Genomic DNA, 14,273 nt, shown 5'->3' on the forward strand with positions numbered 1-14,273 from the left:
GCCCGGTTTTGAAATTCAAGGTGTGATAGGGTTGTGTCCAACGGGAGGAATCTGAATGACGATTCGCGAATTCACCCGCGCCTATACAGCCAAAAGTGACCTTTTGGGCGCGTTGTCTTTCTTTGCGACACTCACCGTATATTTCGCCGCGCTGGTGATCGGCGCACTCAATGGTGGCAACGCCGCTCTGGTCGCGCTGTCTATCGTGGTTTTGGCCTTCGCGTCGGTCCGGCTTTACGTGTTGCAACATGATTGCGGGCACTACGCGCTGTTCGCGACCAAGCCGTGGAACGATCTGGCAGGCCACGTGATCTCGGTGTTTTCGCTGACGCCCTACCGGGTCATGCAATACAACCACAATCTGCACCACGCCTATCTGGGCAATCTGGATCACCGCGAAACCACCGAAGTTTACACCATGACGCTGCGCGAATGGCAGGCGGCCCCGTGGTCGCGGCGGCTGTGGTACAGGCTCTATCGCAACCCGGTTCTGATGTTGGGACTTGGGAGCATTTACGCCTATTTCATCGCCTATCGCTGGCCCCACAACACCCGCAAGGTTGGCGTGGCCGGGGTGGTCGCCCATAACTTTGCTCTGACGGTTTTCATCGCGGGGCTGTGGTGGCTGCTGGGTTGGTCCGGTGTGGCCGTATGGGCGGCAAGTGCCGTTCTGGCTGGGGCGATCGGGGTGTTTTTGGTCTATCTTCAGCATAATTTCGAAGACACCTATTGGGATCGCAAACCCGATCTGGATTTCCGGCGCGCGACATTGCAGGGCTCAAGCTCGCTTGATCTGGGCTGGCTTTGGGATTTGGGCACGGGCAACATCGCCTATCACGATTTGCACCACTTCAATCCCGGCATTCCGTCTTACCGTTTGCGGCGCTGTCAAAAGGACATGCCCGACGCTTTGAAATGTCACGACGTGATCCGCTGGCCCGAAGCCTTGGCCAGTTTCCGGCTGAAGCTATGGGATGAGGACTGCCAGAAACTCGTGCCGTTTCCGCCTGTGCAAAACGGGCAGGGCACCGTGCCGGCCGAGTGATCGGCCCGATGGATGGGCCATTGGCCGACGGTTCCTTGGCGGGGGATCAGGCCAAAGTGCCGTCGGCTTGCAGCACGGATTTGCCGCGCAGATAGGGGTACAGCACCTCGGGCAGCGCGACCGAACCATCGGCCTGCTGGCCGTTTTCCAGCACCGCAATCAGGCAGCGCCCCACGGCCAGCCCTGACCCGTTCAGCGTATGCACGAATTGCGGCTTGCCGCCATCGGCGGGCTTGAAGCGCGCGTTCATGCGCCGCGCCTGAAAGTCCCCGCAGACCGAGACCGAGCTGATCTCGCGGTAAGTATCCTGACCGGGCAACCAAACCTCGATGTCATGGGTGCGGCGCGCGCCAAAGCCCATGTCTCCGGTGCACAGAACGATGGTGCGATAGGGCAGACCCAGTTTTTCAAGGATGCCTTGCGCGCAGCCTGTCATCCGGTCCAGCTCGTCGCGGCTGTGGTCGGGGTGGGTGATCGACACCATTTCCACCTTTTCAAACTGGTGCTGGCGCAGCATCCCCGCGGTATCCTTGCCTGCGCTGCCCGCCTCCGAGCGGAAACACTGGGTATGGGCGGCATAGCGCTGTGGCAGGGTGGATGCATCGACGGTTTCGCCGTTGACAAGGTTGGTCAGCGTCACCTCGGCTGTGGGCACCAACCACCAGCCGTTGGTGGTCTTGTAGCTGTCTTCGCCGAATTTGGGCAATTGCCCGGTGCCATACATCATGTCATCGCGCACCAGAACGGGCGTCCATGTTTCCAGCAGGCCGTTTTCCTCGACATGAGTGTCGAGCATGAACTGCGCCAAGGCCCGGTGAATGCGCGCCACGGCACCTTGCAGCACCACAAAGCGCGAGCCGCTCAGCTTGGCGGCCATTTCAAAATCCATGCCCGGCTTGACGCCGTCGATCTCGAAATGCTCTTTCGGGGCGAAATCCATCGGTGTCGGCGTTCCCCAACGATGCAATTCGACATTGTCGGCCTCGTCCGCGCCATCGGGGGTATCGGCCAGCGGCAGGTTGGGAAGGCTCATCAGCAGATCGGTCAGTTGCTGGTCAAGCTCTTTGGCCTGCGCCTGCATCGCGGCGACTTCGGCCTTTTTCTCGCCCACAAGGGCGCGCAGCCGTTCAAACTCGGCCTCGTCACCCTTGGCTTTGGCGGCGCCCACCTCTTTGCTGGCTTTGTTCTGTTCGGCCTGCGCGGTTTCGGCGGCATGGATCTTGGCGCGGCGCGCCTCGTCCAGCTCTAGGATCGGGGCCGAGGCATTTTCAACCCCGCGCCGCGCCATGGCGGCGTCGAAAGCGGCGGAATCGTCACGGATGGCGCGGATATCGTGCATGTCTTTGGTCCTCGGCACTTGGTTCGAGTCGGGTCAAGCCGCTTATGCACCAGATTTTTTGTAAGGTGTAGGGTGTGTGATGTGGGCCGGCGTTTCAGGGTGGCGCAGAGGGGTTAGGGTTTGGGGGATGGGGAAAAACGTGACATCTTTCTACGGGTCAAGCAGTGAAAAAGTCGATTTCAAAAGTTATCGCTCTCCGTAAAGCTGATGCCACTCATCTTCGGCATTATCGTGATCTGTCGGAGTTCGAATGCTTTTTACGTTCTCAGAATCCCAAGTTTCAGGCCAGTCTGCCAAGTAGATTAAATTTCCCTCAAGAATGTCATTTATCCCCTTACTTAGATATTTTATGAAAGCCAAATACCAGAGTGTCCCAGTTATTTCGCAGTCTCGAAACTCTGACATAGCAAAAGACGCTCCAGAAAAATCAGAGAACTTTATTCTGCAATCGACGAATATTGCGCCGTCAAATACAGCTCCCACAGCACGTGCAAACTTAAATTCACATTTCCTGAAATACGTTTGATACAAGGTAGCGCCGTTTGCTACATGAAATGAGCATCCATCGTCGCTAGATTTCTCAGTTTCTTTGGTGCCATTGAATGACGAACCTAAGAACCTGCAATGATGGAACTTGGCACCATCCAGTTTCGTGGATGTGAAGTTTATTTGGCTAAGGTCACAATCTACGAATTTCACTTTCGTAAAATTGCAATCGCTGAAATCAGTCTTGAACTTTTCTTTACGAGGCAAACGGCCCCAAAGAGTGATGGCCGTCTGTAGTTCCTCGGATGGTTTGGGTAATTCTTCAAGCCACTTGGAAAGAGATTTGTCGTTCCGCTGCAGAAAGGCGAAATGGTTTTTGCAACTAAATGCGCGAGAATGACTGCCCTCATAAACCTCAGGAATTGGGTCCGGGAAAGGTTCAGTCTTGCGTTTCTTCGCCAGCATTCTGATATGGCTGGCCATAATACCGGAAACTTGGCCGGGAAAAACGCGCTCATCACGCCCCAGGGTATACAAGCTGTGTAAGGCGCCAATTCGCACGCTTTTCTTCGCATGACCCAAACCCTCAACCGCCTTGTTGATCCGATCAGTGATCAGGCCTTGTTCGGCGGTCTCAGTTTGCCTGTTGTTCAATGCGGTTTTTATCAAAGTGAAGGGAAGCGCAATCACCGCCCCAAGTGCCGCTGTAACTGCCGTAAGCGTCAGTAGATACCACCGTAGGTCTTGCCCTTCTTCTTCCGAAGAAACGCTCATCCTTTCCCCGATAGCGAAAAGCACCCAGAAAACGCCGGTGAGCAGAGCCACAAAAAGCGCAGCCCACAAGATGATGAAAAACACCACCAAAACCTGATGCAAACCGGTCAACCCCAAGCGCTGACGCAGTGTAGAAAGCCAGTCTTTCCGCTTTGCTTTTCCCGTCGCCCAGAAAACAAAGATTGATAAGAGAGCCACGCCCAGAACGGTAATGATAACACCAAACGCATGGCCTGATATTGGTAGCGTGATAGTCACCTGATCTTCGCCCAACTGATTACCCTTCCCGAGTCACATTTCCGCAACCTAAGCACGAAAATCGCGCAGCGCCCACCCCTCAGCCACCGTCGGTTTTCTCCACTCAAAACATTGCAACCAAACCCAACCACCCTTAGCGCCTTGCAAATGGTTTGCTCGGGTCATAGGTTCCGCGCAATTCGGCAGGGCGGGTAGCGCCCCTTGAAACAAAGGATAAGACCCAGATGGAAGCCATTGGACAGTTCATTCCCCTCATTCTGATCTTTGCGATCATGTATTTCCTGTTGATCCGTCCGCAGCAAAAGCGGCTCAAGGAGCATAAGGCGATGGTCCAGGCCCTGCGCCGTGGTGATCAGATTGTCACCCAAGGCGGGCTGATCGGTAAGGTCTCGAAGGTCAAGGAAGAGGACGAGGTCGAGGTTGAACTGGCCGACGGCGTGCGCGTGCGTGTTGTCAAATCGACCATCGCCCAAGTCTTGAACAAGACCGAACCCGCCGAGGGCTGAAGCCCAATCATTAATACGCCAAAACCCGGCACCCTATTGAAAAGGCAGGATAATGCTGCAAATCGACCTGTGGAAACGCATCGTGATCTGGGGTGTCGTTGCCCTGGGCTTGTTGCTGGCCTTGCCGAACGCTTTTTACAGCCGGGTCGAAACGCACAATGACGCCCTGAAGGCTGTTGAGGCCGGTGCGCAAACGCCGCAATTGGTAGAACAAGCCGCGCAGTGGCCCGAATGGCTGCCCTCGGGGCTGGTCAATCTGGGGCTGGACCTGCGCGGCGGGGCACATCTGTTGGCCGAGGTGCAGGTTGAGGACGTTTACCAGTCGCGCATCGAAAGCATGTGGCCCGAGGTGCGGGATTTGCTGCGCGAGGAACGGGGCCGGGTCGGTCCTATTCGCCTGCAACCCACGCAGGCCGCCGAATTGCGGGTGCGCTTGGTGGACCAGCCCGATGAGGTTGGTTATGCGGCCAGCCTTGTGCGCGGCTTGGCCCGGCCTGTCACTAGCCTGAGCGGGGCAGGGGCCAGCGATATTGAGGTGACGACCGAGGGCGACGAGATCGTCATCCGCCTGAGCGAGGCCGAGCAACGCGCCACCGATGACCGCACCGTGCGGCAGGCGCTTGAGATCATCCGCCGCCGGATCGATGAGGTCGGCACCCGCGAGCCGACGATTCAACGCCAAGGCGCGGACCGTATCTTAATTCAAGTGCCGGGGGTCGGCAGCGCGGCAGAACTTAAGGCGATTATCGGCACGACCGCGCAACTGACGTTCCAGCCGGTCATCGGCCGCACGCAGGATGCCGACGCGGCCCCCGGCGCGGGCAATGAGATTCTCCCCTCGCTTGATGAAGAGGGCCAATTCTACACGTTGGAGCGCGCACCGGTCGTGACCGGCGAGGAACTGGTCGATGCGCAACCCGATTTCGATCAGAACGGGCGGCCTGCGGTGTCGTTCCGCTTTGACCCCACGGGCGCGCGCAAATTCGGCAATTACACCGCCGAAAATATCGGTAGCCCCTTTGCCATCGTCCTGGACGGCGAAGTGATCAGCGCGCCGGTGATCCAAAGCCATATTCCTGGCGGGTCCGGGATTATCACCGGTAACTTCACCGTCGAGGAAAGCACGCAACTGGCTGTCTTGTTGCGGGCCGGTGCCTTGCCCGCGGGGCTGGATTTTCTGGAAGAACGCACCATCGGGCCGGAGCTGGGCGCGGACAGCATCGAGGCGGGCAAGATTGCCTGCATCGTGGCCTTTGCGCTTGTGCTGGTCTTCATGGTCGTCAGCTACGGCACGTTTGGGATTTTCGCAAATATTGCGCTGATCGTGAATGTCGTGCTGATTTTCGGCTTGCTCAGCATGATTGGGGCCACGCTAACCCTGCCGGGGATCGCTGGCATCGTTCTGACCATCGGCATGGCGGTGGACGCCAATGTGCTGGTGTTCGAACGTATCCGCGAGGAAATGAGAACCGCCAAAGGCCCGGCGCGGGCCATCGAACTGGGCTATGAAAAAGCCCTGAGTGCGATTACCGATGCCAATATCACCACCTTCATCACGGCGTTGATCCTCTATGCCATGGGCTCGGGGCCGGTGCGAGGCTTTGCCATTACGCTGGGGCTTGGCATCATCACGTCGGTCTTTACCGCGCTCTTTGTCACCCGTCTGATCGTGGTGATCTGGTTTGAACGCAAGCGCCCGAAAACCGTGCTGGAAGGCCGCGCGCTGCGTCTTGTTCCGAAAGACACCACATGGGATTTCTTCCGCCGCTGGAAGCTGTCTTTGGGCCTGTCGGCTGTCCTGATCGTGGTCGCGTCGGGCTCGTTCCTGTTGCAAGGCCTGAATTATGGGATTGATTTCCGTGGTGGAACGACGATCCGAACCGAGGCCGTGCAGCCTGTGGATATCGGGGCGTATCGCGATGCCATCCAGCCTTTGCAATTGGGCGATGTCAGTATCACCGAAGTGTTCGATCCAACGTTTGAGGACGATCAGAACGTCGCCATGATCCGCATTCAGGCCCAAGAGGGGCAGGAAAGCGTTTCGGCGGATGTGATCGCAGAGGTGAAAACCGCCCTACAAGCGGTGGCGTCCGATCTGAAATTCACCTCGGTGGAAAGTGTCGGGCCGAAAGTTTCGGGCGAACTGATCCAAACCGCGATGATCGCGGTCGCCTTGGCCATCGCGGCGGTCCTGGTCTATATCTGGATGCGGTTTGAATGGCAGTTCGCGCTTGGGGCCGTGGCGGCCTTGGTGCACGATGTGGTGCTGACCATCGGAATCTTCTCTGAATTGCAAATCCAGTTCGATCTGGCCATCATCGCGGCCTTGCTGACCATCGTCGGCTATTCCTTGAACGATACCGTGGTGGTGTTTGACCGGGTGCGCGAGAACCTGAGAAAATACAAAAAGAAATCGCTGAAAGAGGTGCTGAACATCTCGATTAACGAGACGTTGTCGCGCACAGTGATGACATCGGTCACCACCTTGCTGGCCTTGCTGGCGCTGTTTGTGCTTGGCGGCGATGTGATCCGCGGCTTTGTCTTTGCGATGATATGGGGCGTGATCATCGGCACCTATTCGTCGGTTTTCGTCGCCAGCACAGTGCTGTTGTGGCTGGGTGTCAAACGCGATTGGTCCAAGCCCGACGCGAACCAAGGAAATCAGTTTTCGAACGTAGATGCCTGATGCGTTGGTGCAGGCTTGGTCCATGCCGGGCCTGCTGTGGCTTGTCCTGACGATTGGTATTGCCGGTCTGGTGCGCGGGTTCACAGGGTTCGGCACGGCGCTGATTTTCGTGCCGGTGGCGGGCATCTTTTTGCCGCCTGCCGTCGTGATTGGCCTGATTGCCCTGACAGGCATTGCCAGCACAGCGGCGCTTTTGCCGCGCGCGTGGGGGCAGGCCAACCGCCCCGAGGTGGGGCTGTTGGCGCTGATGGCGCTGCTGACGGTGCCGCTTGGCCTGTGGTTGCTGGATCGTCTGCCAATCGAGTCGATACGATGGATCGTGGCGGCCATTGCCTCGGTCACTTTGGTCGCCTTGGTGGCGGGCTGGCGGTTTTCGGGATACGTGTCGAAACTGCGTCTTGGCGGTATTGGCGCGGTGGCCGGTGTAATTGGCGGGCTGACCGGGTTGACCGGGCCGGTCGTGATCCTGTTTTATCTGGCTGGACGCGCCACGGCGCAATCGGTCAGGGCCAATACGATTTTGTTTCTTGCCGCCTTGGATGTGGTGATCGTTGTAAACCTATTGTTGCGGCAGGCGGTGACGCTGAACACCGCATTTCTGGCCGCGATACTGGCGGTGCCCTATTTTTTCACCACATTGATCGGTCAGTCGATGTTTGACCCACGCCACGAGCGGCTGTACCGGTGGGCCGCATATGGCGTAATTGGGGCAGCGGTTCTTACCGGCCTGCCGATCTGGACCTGAGGGAGACGTGACATGCAGATGCACGAAGTGACCTTTTCCGAGGCGACGCCGATTGATGGCTATGGGCCGGGCTTTTTCCGGGTTGGCGGCGAAGTTCTGGACGGTGCCGTTCTGGTTACGTCCGGGCACGTGCGCAGGTGGTCCGGGTATGACGATCTCGCGCCTTTGCTGGACTTGGCCGGGCAGGTGGATGTTCTGTTCATCGGCACCGGGGCCGAGACGGCCCATTTGCCCGCCGATCTGCGCCAGATACTGGAAGACGCAGGCCTTGGGGTTGAGGTGATGCATTCCCCTGCGGCATGCCGGACCTTCAATGTCCTTTTGTCCGAGGGACGCCGGGTGGCGGCCGCACTGTTGCCGGTGTGAAAAAACGGCCGCTTTTGATCCAGGTCACTTTCAGCAGGTATGGCTTTGGGGTAGGGACATTTGCATGGGATTGAATGTGTCAAACCTCACCATCGCGCGCGGTGGCGTCAGAGTTCTGGAAGGCGTGTCATTCACGCTTGATCCGGGCCATGCGATTGTGTTGCGCGGCCCCAACGGGATTGGCAAGACCACGCTGTTGCGCACGGTCGCAGGGCTTCAGCCGCCGGTGTCCGGGCGGGTTGAGACCGACCCTGACAGCATTGTGTATGCCGGGCATTCCGATGGCATAAAGGCCACGTTGAGCGTTGCCGAAAACCTGCAATTCTGGGCGCAGGTTTTTGGCGAAACGGATATTGAAACCGCGATTGCGGCGTTCCAGTTGGAACGATTGGTCACACGGCCCGCCGGTGGGCTGTCGGCCGGGCAAAAGCGCCGCTTGGGGCTGGCGCGGCTGTTGGTGACGGGGCGGCCGGTCTGGATTCTGGACGAGCCGACCGTGTCACTGGATGCCGAAGCGGTCGCCATGTTCGCCGAAGCGGTGCGCGCGCATTTGCGCAGGGGTGGCTCGGCCTTGATCGCCACCCATATCGAGCTTGGATTGCCCGAGGCCTATGTGCTGGAGGTCGGACCATACCGGGCCGTTGCCGCCGAAGTCGATGATTTCGACGAGGCGTTCCTATGATTGCCTTGCTGATCCGCGATTTGCGGCTGGCGATGCGCGCCGGTGGCGGCTTTGGCCTTGGGTTGGCGTTCTTCCTGATTGTCGTCACGCTGGTGCCCTTTGGCGTGGGGCCGCAAAGTGACCTTTTGGCGCGCATCGCGTCGGGTATTTTGTGGCTGGGGGCGCTGTTGTCGTGCCTGCTGTCGCTGGATCGTATCCTGGCCTTGGATTGGGAGGATGGCAGCCTTGATCTGCTGGCCACGGCCCCCTTGCCGATGGAGGCGATCGTAACCATCAAGGCGCTTGCCCATTGGCTGACAACCGGGCTGCCACTGGTGCTGGCGGCGCCGGTGTTCGGCCTGCTGCTAAGCTTGCCTGCGCCGGGTTACATGCCGCTGGTCGTGTCGTTGTTGTTGGGCACCCCGGCCCTGAGCGTCATTGGCACATTCGGCGCGGCGCTGACGGTGGGGCTGAAACGCGGCGGGCTGCTGCTCAGCCTGCTTGTCTTGCCGCTTTATGTGCCCATATTGATCTTTGGCGCGGAAATGGCGCGCCGTGGGGTCGATGGGCTGGATTATACAACGCCCTTGTTGATGCTGGCTGGCATCACCTGCGGCACCATCGCGCTTTTGCCTTTTGCCTCGGCTGCGGTATTGAAGGTCAACCTGCGCTAAGCATACGGGATACGACAATGAATCTGAACGCACTTTGGGCCTACGCGAACCCCAAGAAATTCATTCAGACCACCGAGAAGGTGTTGCCGTGGGTGTCTGTCTTGGCCGTCGTGTCATTGATCGTCGGGCTGGTCTGGGGGTTCTTCTTCACGCCGGATGACTATCGCCAAGGCTCGACCGTCAAGATCATCTACCTGCACGTGCCAAGCGCGCTGATGGCGATCAATGTCTGGCTGATGATGCTGGTGACATCGCTGATCTGGATCGTGCGGCGGCACCATGTCAGCGCATTGGCCGCACGGGCGGCGGCGCCCATAGGGGCGGTGATGACGGTGATTGCCTTGGCCACCGGCGCGATTTGGGGCCAGCCGATGTGGGGCACATGGTGGGCGTGGGATCCGCGCTTGACCTCGTTCCTGATCCTGTTCCTGTTCTATCTGGGCTACATGGCCCTGTGGGAGGCGATTGACAACGATGATACCGCCGCTGACCTGACCAGCATCTTGTGTCTTGTCGGATCGGTCTTTGCATTGCTCAGCCGCTATGCGGTGAATTTCTGGAACCAAGGATTGCATCAGGGGGCGTCACTGAGCCTTGATAAGGAAGAAAACGTGGCCGACGTGTTTTGGTATCCGTTGTTGGTGTGCATTGCGGGGTTTGTGTTACTTTTCATAGCGTTGGTATTGCTACGGACGCGTACGGAAATTCGCGCGCGGCGGATGCGGGCGCTTTTGGCACGGGAGCGGATGGGATGATGCCGGATCTGGGAAAATATGCTGACGCGGTTTTATCGTCTTACGCGGTGTCACTTGTGCTGCTGATGGTCTTGGTGTGGTTGAGCGTGCGGCGCTCGAAACGCATCAAGGCGCAGTTGCAAGACATTGAAATGAAAGTGAAAAGAAATGGCTAAAATCTCACCGCTGATGGCGGCGCCGCTGGTGATCGTGGCCGGGTTTACCGTGTTGGCCTTTGTGGGATTGCAGCGCGAAAACCCCAACGACCTGCCGTCGGCGATGGAAGGGCGCGCTGCGCCTGCGGTTGAGGTGATCCCCTTGGGGGAGAAAACGCCCCTGCGCGACAGTGACCTACGCTCAGGTGACGTAAAGCTGGTAAACTTTTGGGCCAGTTGGTGCGCGCCGTGCCGGGTAGAGCACCCGAACCTTGAAACGCTGTCTGATCAGGGCATCACGATTTACGGCGTGAACTACAAGGACAAACCTGGCAACGCGTTGAAGTTTTTGAATGATTTGGGCGATCCCTATACCGCCATCGGTGCCGACGAGGCCGGGCGCATGGCGCTGAACTGGGGCGTATACGGCGTGCCGGAAACCTATGTGATTGATGGCAACGGGCGGGTCGTGTTGAGGTTTGCCGGCCCGATCACCGAACGGGCCATGGAAAACCAGATCTTGCCCGCCATCGAAAAGGCGCGCTGAGGGGCGCACGCACGGCTGTAACGGCGCGTTGTGCCTGCCGAGATGCGCCGCCGATCATCGACGGTAGGGCGCATCAAAGGCTGCATTCAACCTTGGCATTTGGGGTCAGACTGGGGCAGGGCTTGTTGCTTTCGCTGTCGCCCTGCGCGCCGATGACCGCCATCATCGTCAGAATGCCCGCTTGAACCAGAATGATGATTGCCCGCATAAATCCGTCCCGCCATTTGCCCGCACTTTGGGTATGGGCCCTAATTGGGGTGTTCAGAGGTAAATAAAAGGGGGAGTTTTCGGGATTATGCCCCATACTTGTGCGGAGCACATTTTTGCTTCCGGTGGCGCTTAAACCGGGTTGCGGCACTCGGACGCGTAAACAAAAAAGGGCGGCCCGCAGGCCGCCCCGGTGTTCCAAGCCGATCCGCGATCAGGCAGCGGATTTGGCGAGGTTGCGCAGCACGTAGTGCAGCACGCCGCCGTTTTCGACATATTCCTTTTCCACCGCCGTATCGATGCGTGACTTGAGCGTAATCTCTTTCGTCGTGCCATCGGCATAGGTGATGGTGCAGGGCACCTCGGCTTGCGGTTTCATGTCGCCTTCCAGCCCGGTGATATCAAAGCTTTCATCGCCGGTCAGGTTCAGCGTATTGCGGCTATCACCACCTGTGAACTCGAACGGGATCACGCCCATGCCCACAAGGTTTGAGCGGTGGATCCGTTCGTAGCTTTCGGCAATCACGCCCTTGACGCCCAACAGGTTGGTACCCTTCGCGGCCCAGTCCCGGCTGGAGCCTGCGCCATATTGCTCGCCTGCGACGATGACCAGCGGCACGCCCTTGTCCTGCCATGCCATGGCCGCATCGAAGATCGAGGTCTGTTCCCCATCCGGGCCTTTGGTATAGCCGCCTTCGACACCGTCCAGCATTTCATTGCGAATGCGGATGTTGGCAAAGGTGCCGCGCATCATCACTTCGTGGTTGCCGCGGCGTGACCCGTAAGAGTTGAACTCGCGCACCGGCACCTGACGTTCGGTCAGGTATTCACCCGCCGGGGTCGAGGGCTTGAAGCTGCCTGCCGGGCTGATGTGGTCGGTGGTGACCATGTCCCCGAGCAGGGCCAGCATCCGCGCGCCCTTGATATCAGAGATGGTGCCGGCCTCTTTGGCCATGCCTTGGAAGTAGGGCGGGTTTTGCACATAGGTCGATTGCGGTGGCCAATCATAGGTTTCGCCTTCGGAGGTTTCGACCGACTGCCACTTGTCGTCGCCCTTGAACACGTCGGCGTATTTCGATTGGAACGCCTCGCGGGTGACGGTTTGTTCGACCAGTTCGGCAATTTCGGCCTGCGTGGGCCAGATGTCTTTCATGTAGACATCCTTGCCGTTTTTGTCGGTGCCAATCGGTTCGTTGACCAGATCGATATTCATATCACCCGCGATGGCATAGATCACCACCAGCGGCGGTGAGGCCAGATAGTTGGCGCGCACGTCGGGGCTGATCCGGCCTTCGAAGTTGCGGTTGCCCGACAGAACGCTGGTTGCGATCAGATCGTTGTCGTTGATGGCCTTCGAAATTTCGTCTTGGAGCGGGCCCGAGTTGCCGATGCATGTGGTGCAGCCATAGCCGACCAGATTGAAGCCAATGGCGTCAAGATCTTCTTGCAGGCCAGCCGCCTCAAGGTAATGCGACACCACCTGACTGCCCGGCGCAAGCGAGGTTTTCACCCAAGGCTTGCTATCAAGGCCAAGGGCGCGCGCCTTCCGGGCGACAAGACCCGCCCCGATCATCACATAGGGGTTCGAGGTGTTGGTGCAGGAGGTGATCGAAGCGATCACGACCGAGCCGTCATGCAGTTTGTAGTCCTCACCATCGACCTCGGCGATCTTGCGCGGGTCGATCAGGGCGTCGGGGGTGGGCCCTTCCGATGCCATGTCAGTGGCGGCTGCGGTTTCATCTTCGCCGCGGTATTCAGCAACCACGTCAAAGAAGGCCGATGCCGCCTTGTCCAGCGTCACGTAATCCTGCGGGCGTTTCGGGCCCGAGATGGCCGGAACGATGGTGCCCATGTCCAGGGTCAGCGTATCGGTATAGATCGGCGCATAGCCGGCATCGCGCCAGAAGCCGTTTTCCTTGGCGTAGGCTTCGACCAGCGCAACCCGGTCTTCATCGCGGCCCGTGTTGCGCAGGTAGCGCAGGGTTTCGTCGTCAATCGGGAAGAAACCACAGGTGGCGCCGTATTCGGGGGCCATGTTGGCGATGGTCGCACGATCTGCCAGCGGCAGGTTGTCCAGCCCCTCACCGTAGAATTCGACAAACTTGCCGACAACGCCTTTTTCACGCAGCATTTCCACGACCTTCAGGACAAGGTCGGTGCCGGTGGTGCCTTCCATCATCGCGCCGGTCAGCTCGAACCCGACAACCTCGGGGATGAGCATGGAAATCGGCTGACCCAGCATGGCGGCCTCGGCCTCGATCCCGCCAACACCCCAGCCAAGAACGGCAGCGCCGTTGACCATGGTGGTGTGGCTGTCTGTGCCGACCAGCGTGTCGGGATAGGCCACCTCGACACCGTCCTGATCGACATCGGACCAGACGGTTTGCGCAAGGTATTCAAGGTTCACCTGATGGCAGATGCCGGTGCCCGGTGGCACCACGCGGAAATTGTTGAACGCGCCTTGGCCCCATTTCAGGAACTGGTAGCGTTCCATGTTGCGCTCATATTCGCGGTCAACATTCATTTGGAAGGCGCGGGGATTGCCGAATTCGTCGATCATGACCGAGTGGTCGATGACCAGATCGACCGGGTTCAGCGGGTTGATCTGTTCGGCTTTGCCGCCAAGCGCCACAATTCCATCGCGCATCGCCGCAAGATCGACCACGGCGGGAACGCCGGTAAAGTCCTGCATCAAAACGCGGGCCGGGCGATAGGCGATTTCGCGGGGGTTTTTGCCGCCCTTGTCGGCCCATTCGGAAAACGCCTTGATATCCTCGGTCGAGACGGTCTTGCCGTCCTCGAAACGCAGCATGTTTTCCAGCACCACGCGCAGCGCGGCGGGCAGTTTTGAAAAATCACCAAGGCCGGATTGCTCGGCGGCTTTGATCGAATAATAGGCAAAGGTCTTGCCATTGATGCTAAGCTCTTTGCGGGTTTTGGCGGTGTCGTGTCCAACGGAGATGGGCATATGGCCTTCCTTTCACTCTCAAGGCAGGAATTCGCTGCGTTGCTTCTGACCGATTTGACACAAGCGATCAAGGGGGCACGGTGCAATTTGTATACTATTGCACACAAAAAGTCCACTCTCAG

The 14,273-nt window shown here is 58.7% G+C and carries 14 protein-coding genes; 10 read left to right on the top strand and 4 right to left on the bottom strand.

Going from position 1 to position 14,273, the window contains the following annotated elements:
• Positions 1-55: 55 nt before the first annotated feature.
• Positions 56-1,045: a fatty acid desaturase gene (locus HAT86_RS02790; RefSeq protein ID WP_167193178.1), complete on the top strand. Its 990-nt coding sequence runs from the start codon at positions 56-58 to the stop codon at positions 1,043-1,045.
• Between the two features lie 46 nt (positions 1,046-1,091).
• Here HAT86_RS02790 and serS read toward each other — a convergent pair whose 3' ends face one another.
• Both serS and HAT86_RS02800 read right to left on the bottom strand, forming a co-directional pair.
• Positions 1,092-2,384, bottom strand: a complete 1,293-nt coding sequence (serS, locus tag HAT86_RS02795) for a serine--tRNA ligase (protein ID WP_167193180.1) — start codon at positions 2,382-2,384, stop codon at positions 1,092-1,094.
• A gap of 186 nt (positions 2,385-2,570) precedes the next feature.
• Entirely contained in the window at positions 2,571-3,917 is a 1,347-nt protein-coding gene (locus HAT86_RS02800) for a pentapeptide repeat-containing protein (protein ID WP_167193182.1), read from the bottom strand.
• 209 nt (positions 3,918-4,126) lie between these two features.
• Between HAT86_RS02800 and yajC the strand changes: the two genes are divergently transcribed.
• The 9 genes from yajC (at position 4,127) to HAT86_RS02845 (ending at position 10,976) form a co-directional block, all read left to right on the top strand.
• Positions 4,127-4,408, top strand: a complete 282-nt coding sequence (gene yajC, locus HAT86_RS02805) for a preprotein translocase subunit YajC (protein WP_167193184.1) — start codon at positions 4,127-4,129, stop codon at positions 4,406-4,408.
• Positions 4,409-4,460: 52 nt separating this feature from the next.
• A complete protein-coding gene (secD, locus tag HAT86_RS02810) occupies positions 4,461-7,094 on the top strand; it encodes a protein translocase subunit SecD (RefSeq protein WP_167193186.1) in 2,634 nt (877 codons plus the stop codon).
• Positions 7,087-7,839: a sulfite exporter TauE/SafE family protein gene (locus tag HAT86_RS02815; RefSeq protein WP_167193188.1), complete on the top strand. Its 753-nt coding sequence runs from the start codon at positions 7,087-7,089 to the stop codon at positions 7,837-7,839. The genes secD and HAT86_RS02815 overlap by 8 nt, the downstream gene beginning before the upstream one ends.
• Positions 7,840-7,851: 12 nt before the next feature.
• Entirely contained in the window at positions 7,852-8,205 is a 354-nt protein-coding gene (locus HAT86_RS02820; RefSeq protein WP_167193190.1) for an Mth938-like domain-containing protein, read from the top strand.
• Between the two features lie 64 nt (positions 8,206-8,269).
• A complete protein-coding gene (gene ccmA, locus HAT86_RS02825) occupies positions 8,270-8,887 on the top strand; it encodes a heme ABC exporter ATP-binding protein CcmA (RefSeq protein WP_167193192.1) in 618 nt (205 codons plus the stop codon).
• On the top strand, positions 8,884-9,540 hold the full coding sequence (gene ccmB, locus HAT86_RS02830) for a heme exporter protein CcmB (protein ID WP_167193194.1): 657 nt from the start codon (positions 8,884-8,886) through the stop codon (positions 9,538-9,540). Before ccmA ends, ccmB begins: the two co-directional genes overlap by 4 nt.
• A 17-nt stretch (positions 9,541-9,557) precedes the next feature.
• Positions 9,558-10,295, top strand: coding sequence for a heme ABC transporter permease (locus HAT86_RS02835; RefSeq protein WP_167193196.1), 738 nt, complete (start codon positions 9,558-9,560; stop codon positions 10,293-10,295).
• On the top strand, positions 10,292-10,450 hold the full coding sequence (ccmD, locus tag HAT86_RS02840; protein ID WP_196780488.1) for a heme exporter protein CcmD: 159 nt from the start codon (positions 10,292-10,294) through the stop codon (positions 10,448-10,450). Before HAT86_RS02835 ends, ccmD begins: the two co-directional genes overlap by 4 nt.
• Positions 10,443-10,976, top strand: coding sequence for a DsbE family thiol:disulfide interchange protein (locus tag HAT86_RS02845; RefSeq protein WP_167193198.1), 534 nt, complete (start codon positions 10,443-10,445; stop codon positions 10,974-10,976). Before ccmD ends, HAT86_RS02845 begins: the two co-directional genes overlap by 8 nt.
• Positions 10,977-11,049: 73 nt before the next feature.
• Here HAT86_RS02845 and HAT86_RS16965 read toward each other — a convergent pair whose 3' ends face one another.
• Together HAT86_RS16965 and acnA are read right to left on the bottom strand one after the other, a co-directional pair.
• The gene (locus HAT86_RS16965; RefSeq protein WP_269204293.1) at positions 11,050-11,184 is read right to left on the bottom strand and encodes a hypothetical protein; all 135 of its coding nucleotides are present in this window, start codon (positions 11,182-11,184) and stop codon (positions 11,050-11,052) included.
• Positions 11,185-11,397: 213 nt separating this feature from the next.
• Positions 11,398-14,151, bottom strand: coding sequence for an aconitate hydratase AcnA (acnA, locus tag HAT86_RS02850; RefSeq protein ID WP_167193200.1), 2,754 nt, complete (start codon positions 14,149-14,151; stop codon positions 11,398-11,400).
• Between the last annotated feature and the right edge of the window lie 122 nt (positions 14,152-14,273).

The organism is Roseovarius gahaiensis (assembly GCF_011601345.1).
In the GTDB taxonomy this organism is placed as follows: domain Bacteria; phylum Pseudomonadota; class Alphaproteobacteria; order Rhodobacterales; family Rhodobacteraceae; genus Roseovarius; species Roseovarius gahaiensis.

Excerpts from the sequence above, each read along its gene's own strand:
- yajC (WP_167193184.1), top strand. The coding sequence starts at position 4,127 with ATGGAAGCCATTGGACAGTTCATTCCCCTCATTCTGATCTTTGCGATC.
- acnA (WP_167193200.1), bottom strand. The coding sequence starts at position 14,151 with ATGCCCATCTCCGTTGGACACGACACCGCCAAAACCCGCAAAGAGCTT.
- HAT86_RS02820 (WP_167193190.1), top strand. The coding sequence starts at position 7,852 with ATGCAGATGCACGAAGTGACCTTTTCCGAGGCGACGCCGATTGATGGC.
- secD (WP_167193186.1), top strand. The coding sequence starts at position 4,461 with ATGCTGCAAATCGACCTGTGGAAACGCATCGTGATCTGGGGTGTCGTT.
- ccmA (WP_167193192.1), top strand. The coding sequence starts at position 8,270 with ATGGGATTGAATGTGTCAAACCTCACCATCGCGCGCGGTGGCGTCAGA.
- HAT86_RS02815 (WP_167193188.1), top strand. The coding sequence starts at position 7,087 with ATGCCTGATGCGTTGGTGCAGGCTTGGTCCATGCCGGGCCTGCTGTGG.
- HAT86_RS16965 (WP_269204293.1), bottom strand. The coding sequence starts at position 11,184 with ATGCGGGCAATCATCATTCTGGTTCAAGCGGGCATTCTGACGATGATG.
- ccmB (WP_167193194.1), top strand. The coding sequence starts at position 8,884 with ATGATTGCCTTGCTGATCCGCGATTTGCGGCTGGCGATGCGCGCCGGT.
- HAT86_RS02790 (WP_167193178.1), top strand. The coding sequence starts at position 56 with ATGACGATTCGCGAATTCACCCGCGCCTATACAGCCAAAAGTGACCTT.
- serS (WP_167193180.1), bottom strand. The coding sequence starts at position 2,384 with ATGCACGATATCCGCGCCATCCGTGACGATTCCGCCGCTTTCGACGCC.
- ccmD (WP_196780488.1), top strand. The coding sequence starts at position 10,292 with ATGATGCCGGATCTGGGAAAATATGCTGACGCGGTTTTATCGTCTTAC.
- HAT86_RS02835 (WP_167193196.1), top strand. The coding sequence starts at position 9,558 with ATGAATCTGAACGCACTTTGGGCCTACGCGAACCCCAAGAAATTCATT.
- HAT86_RS02845 (WP_167193198.1), top strand. The coding sequence starts at position 10,443 with ATGGCTAAAATCTCACCGCTGATGGCGGCGCCGCTGGTGATCGTGGCC.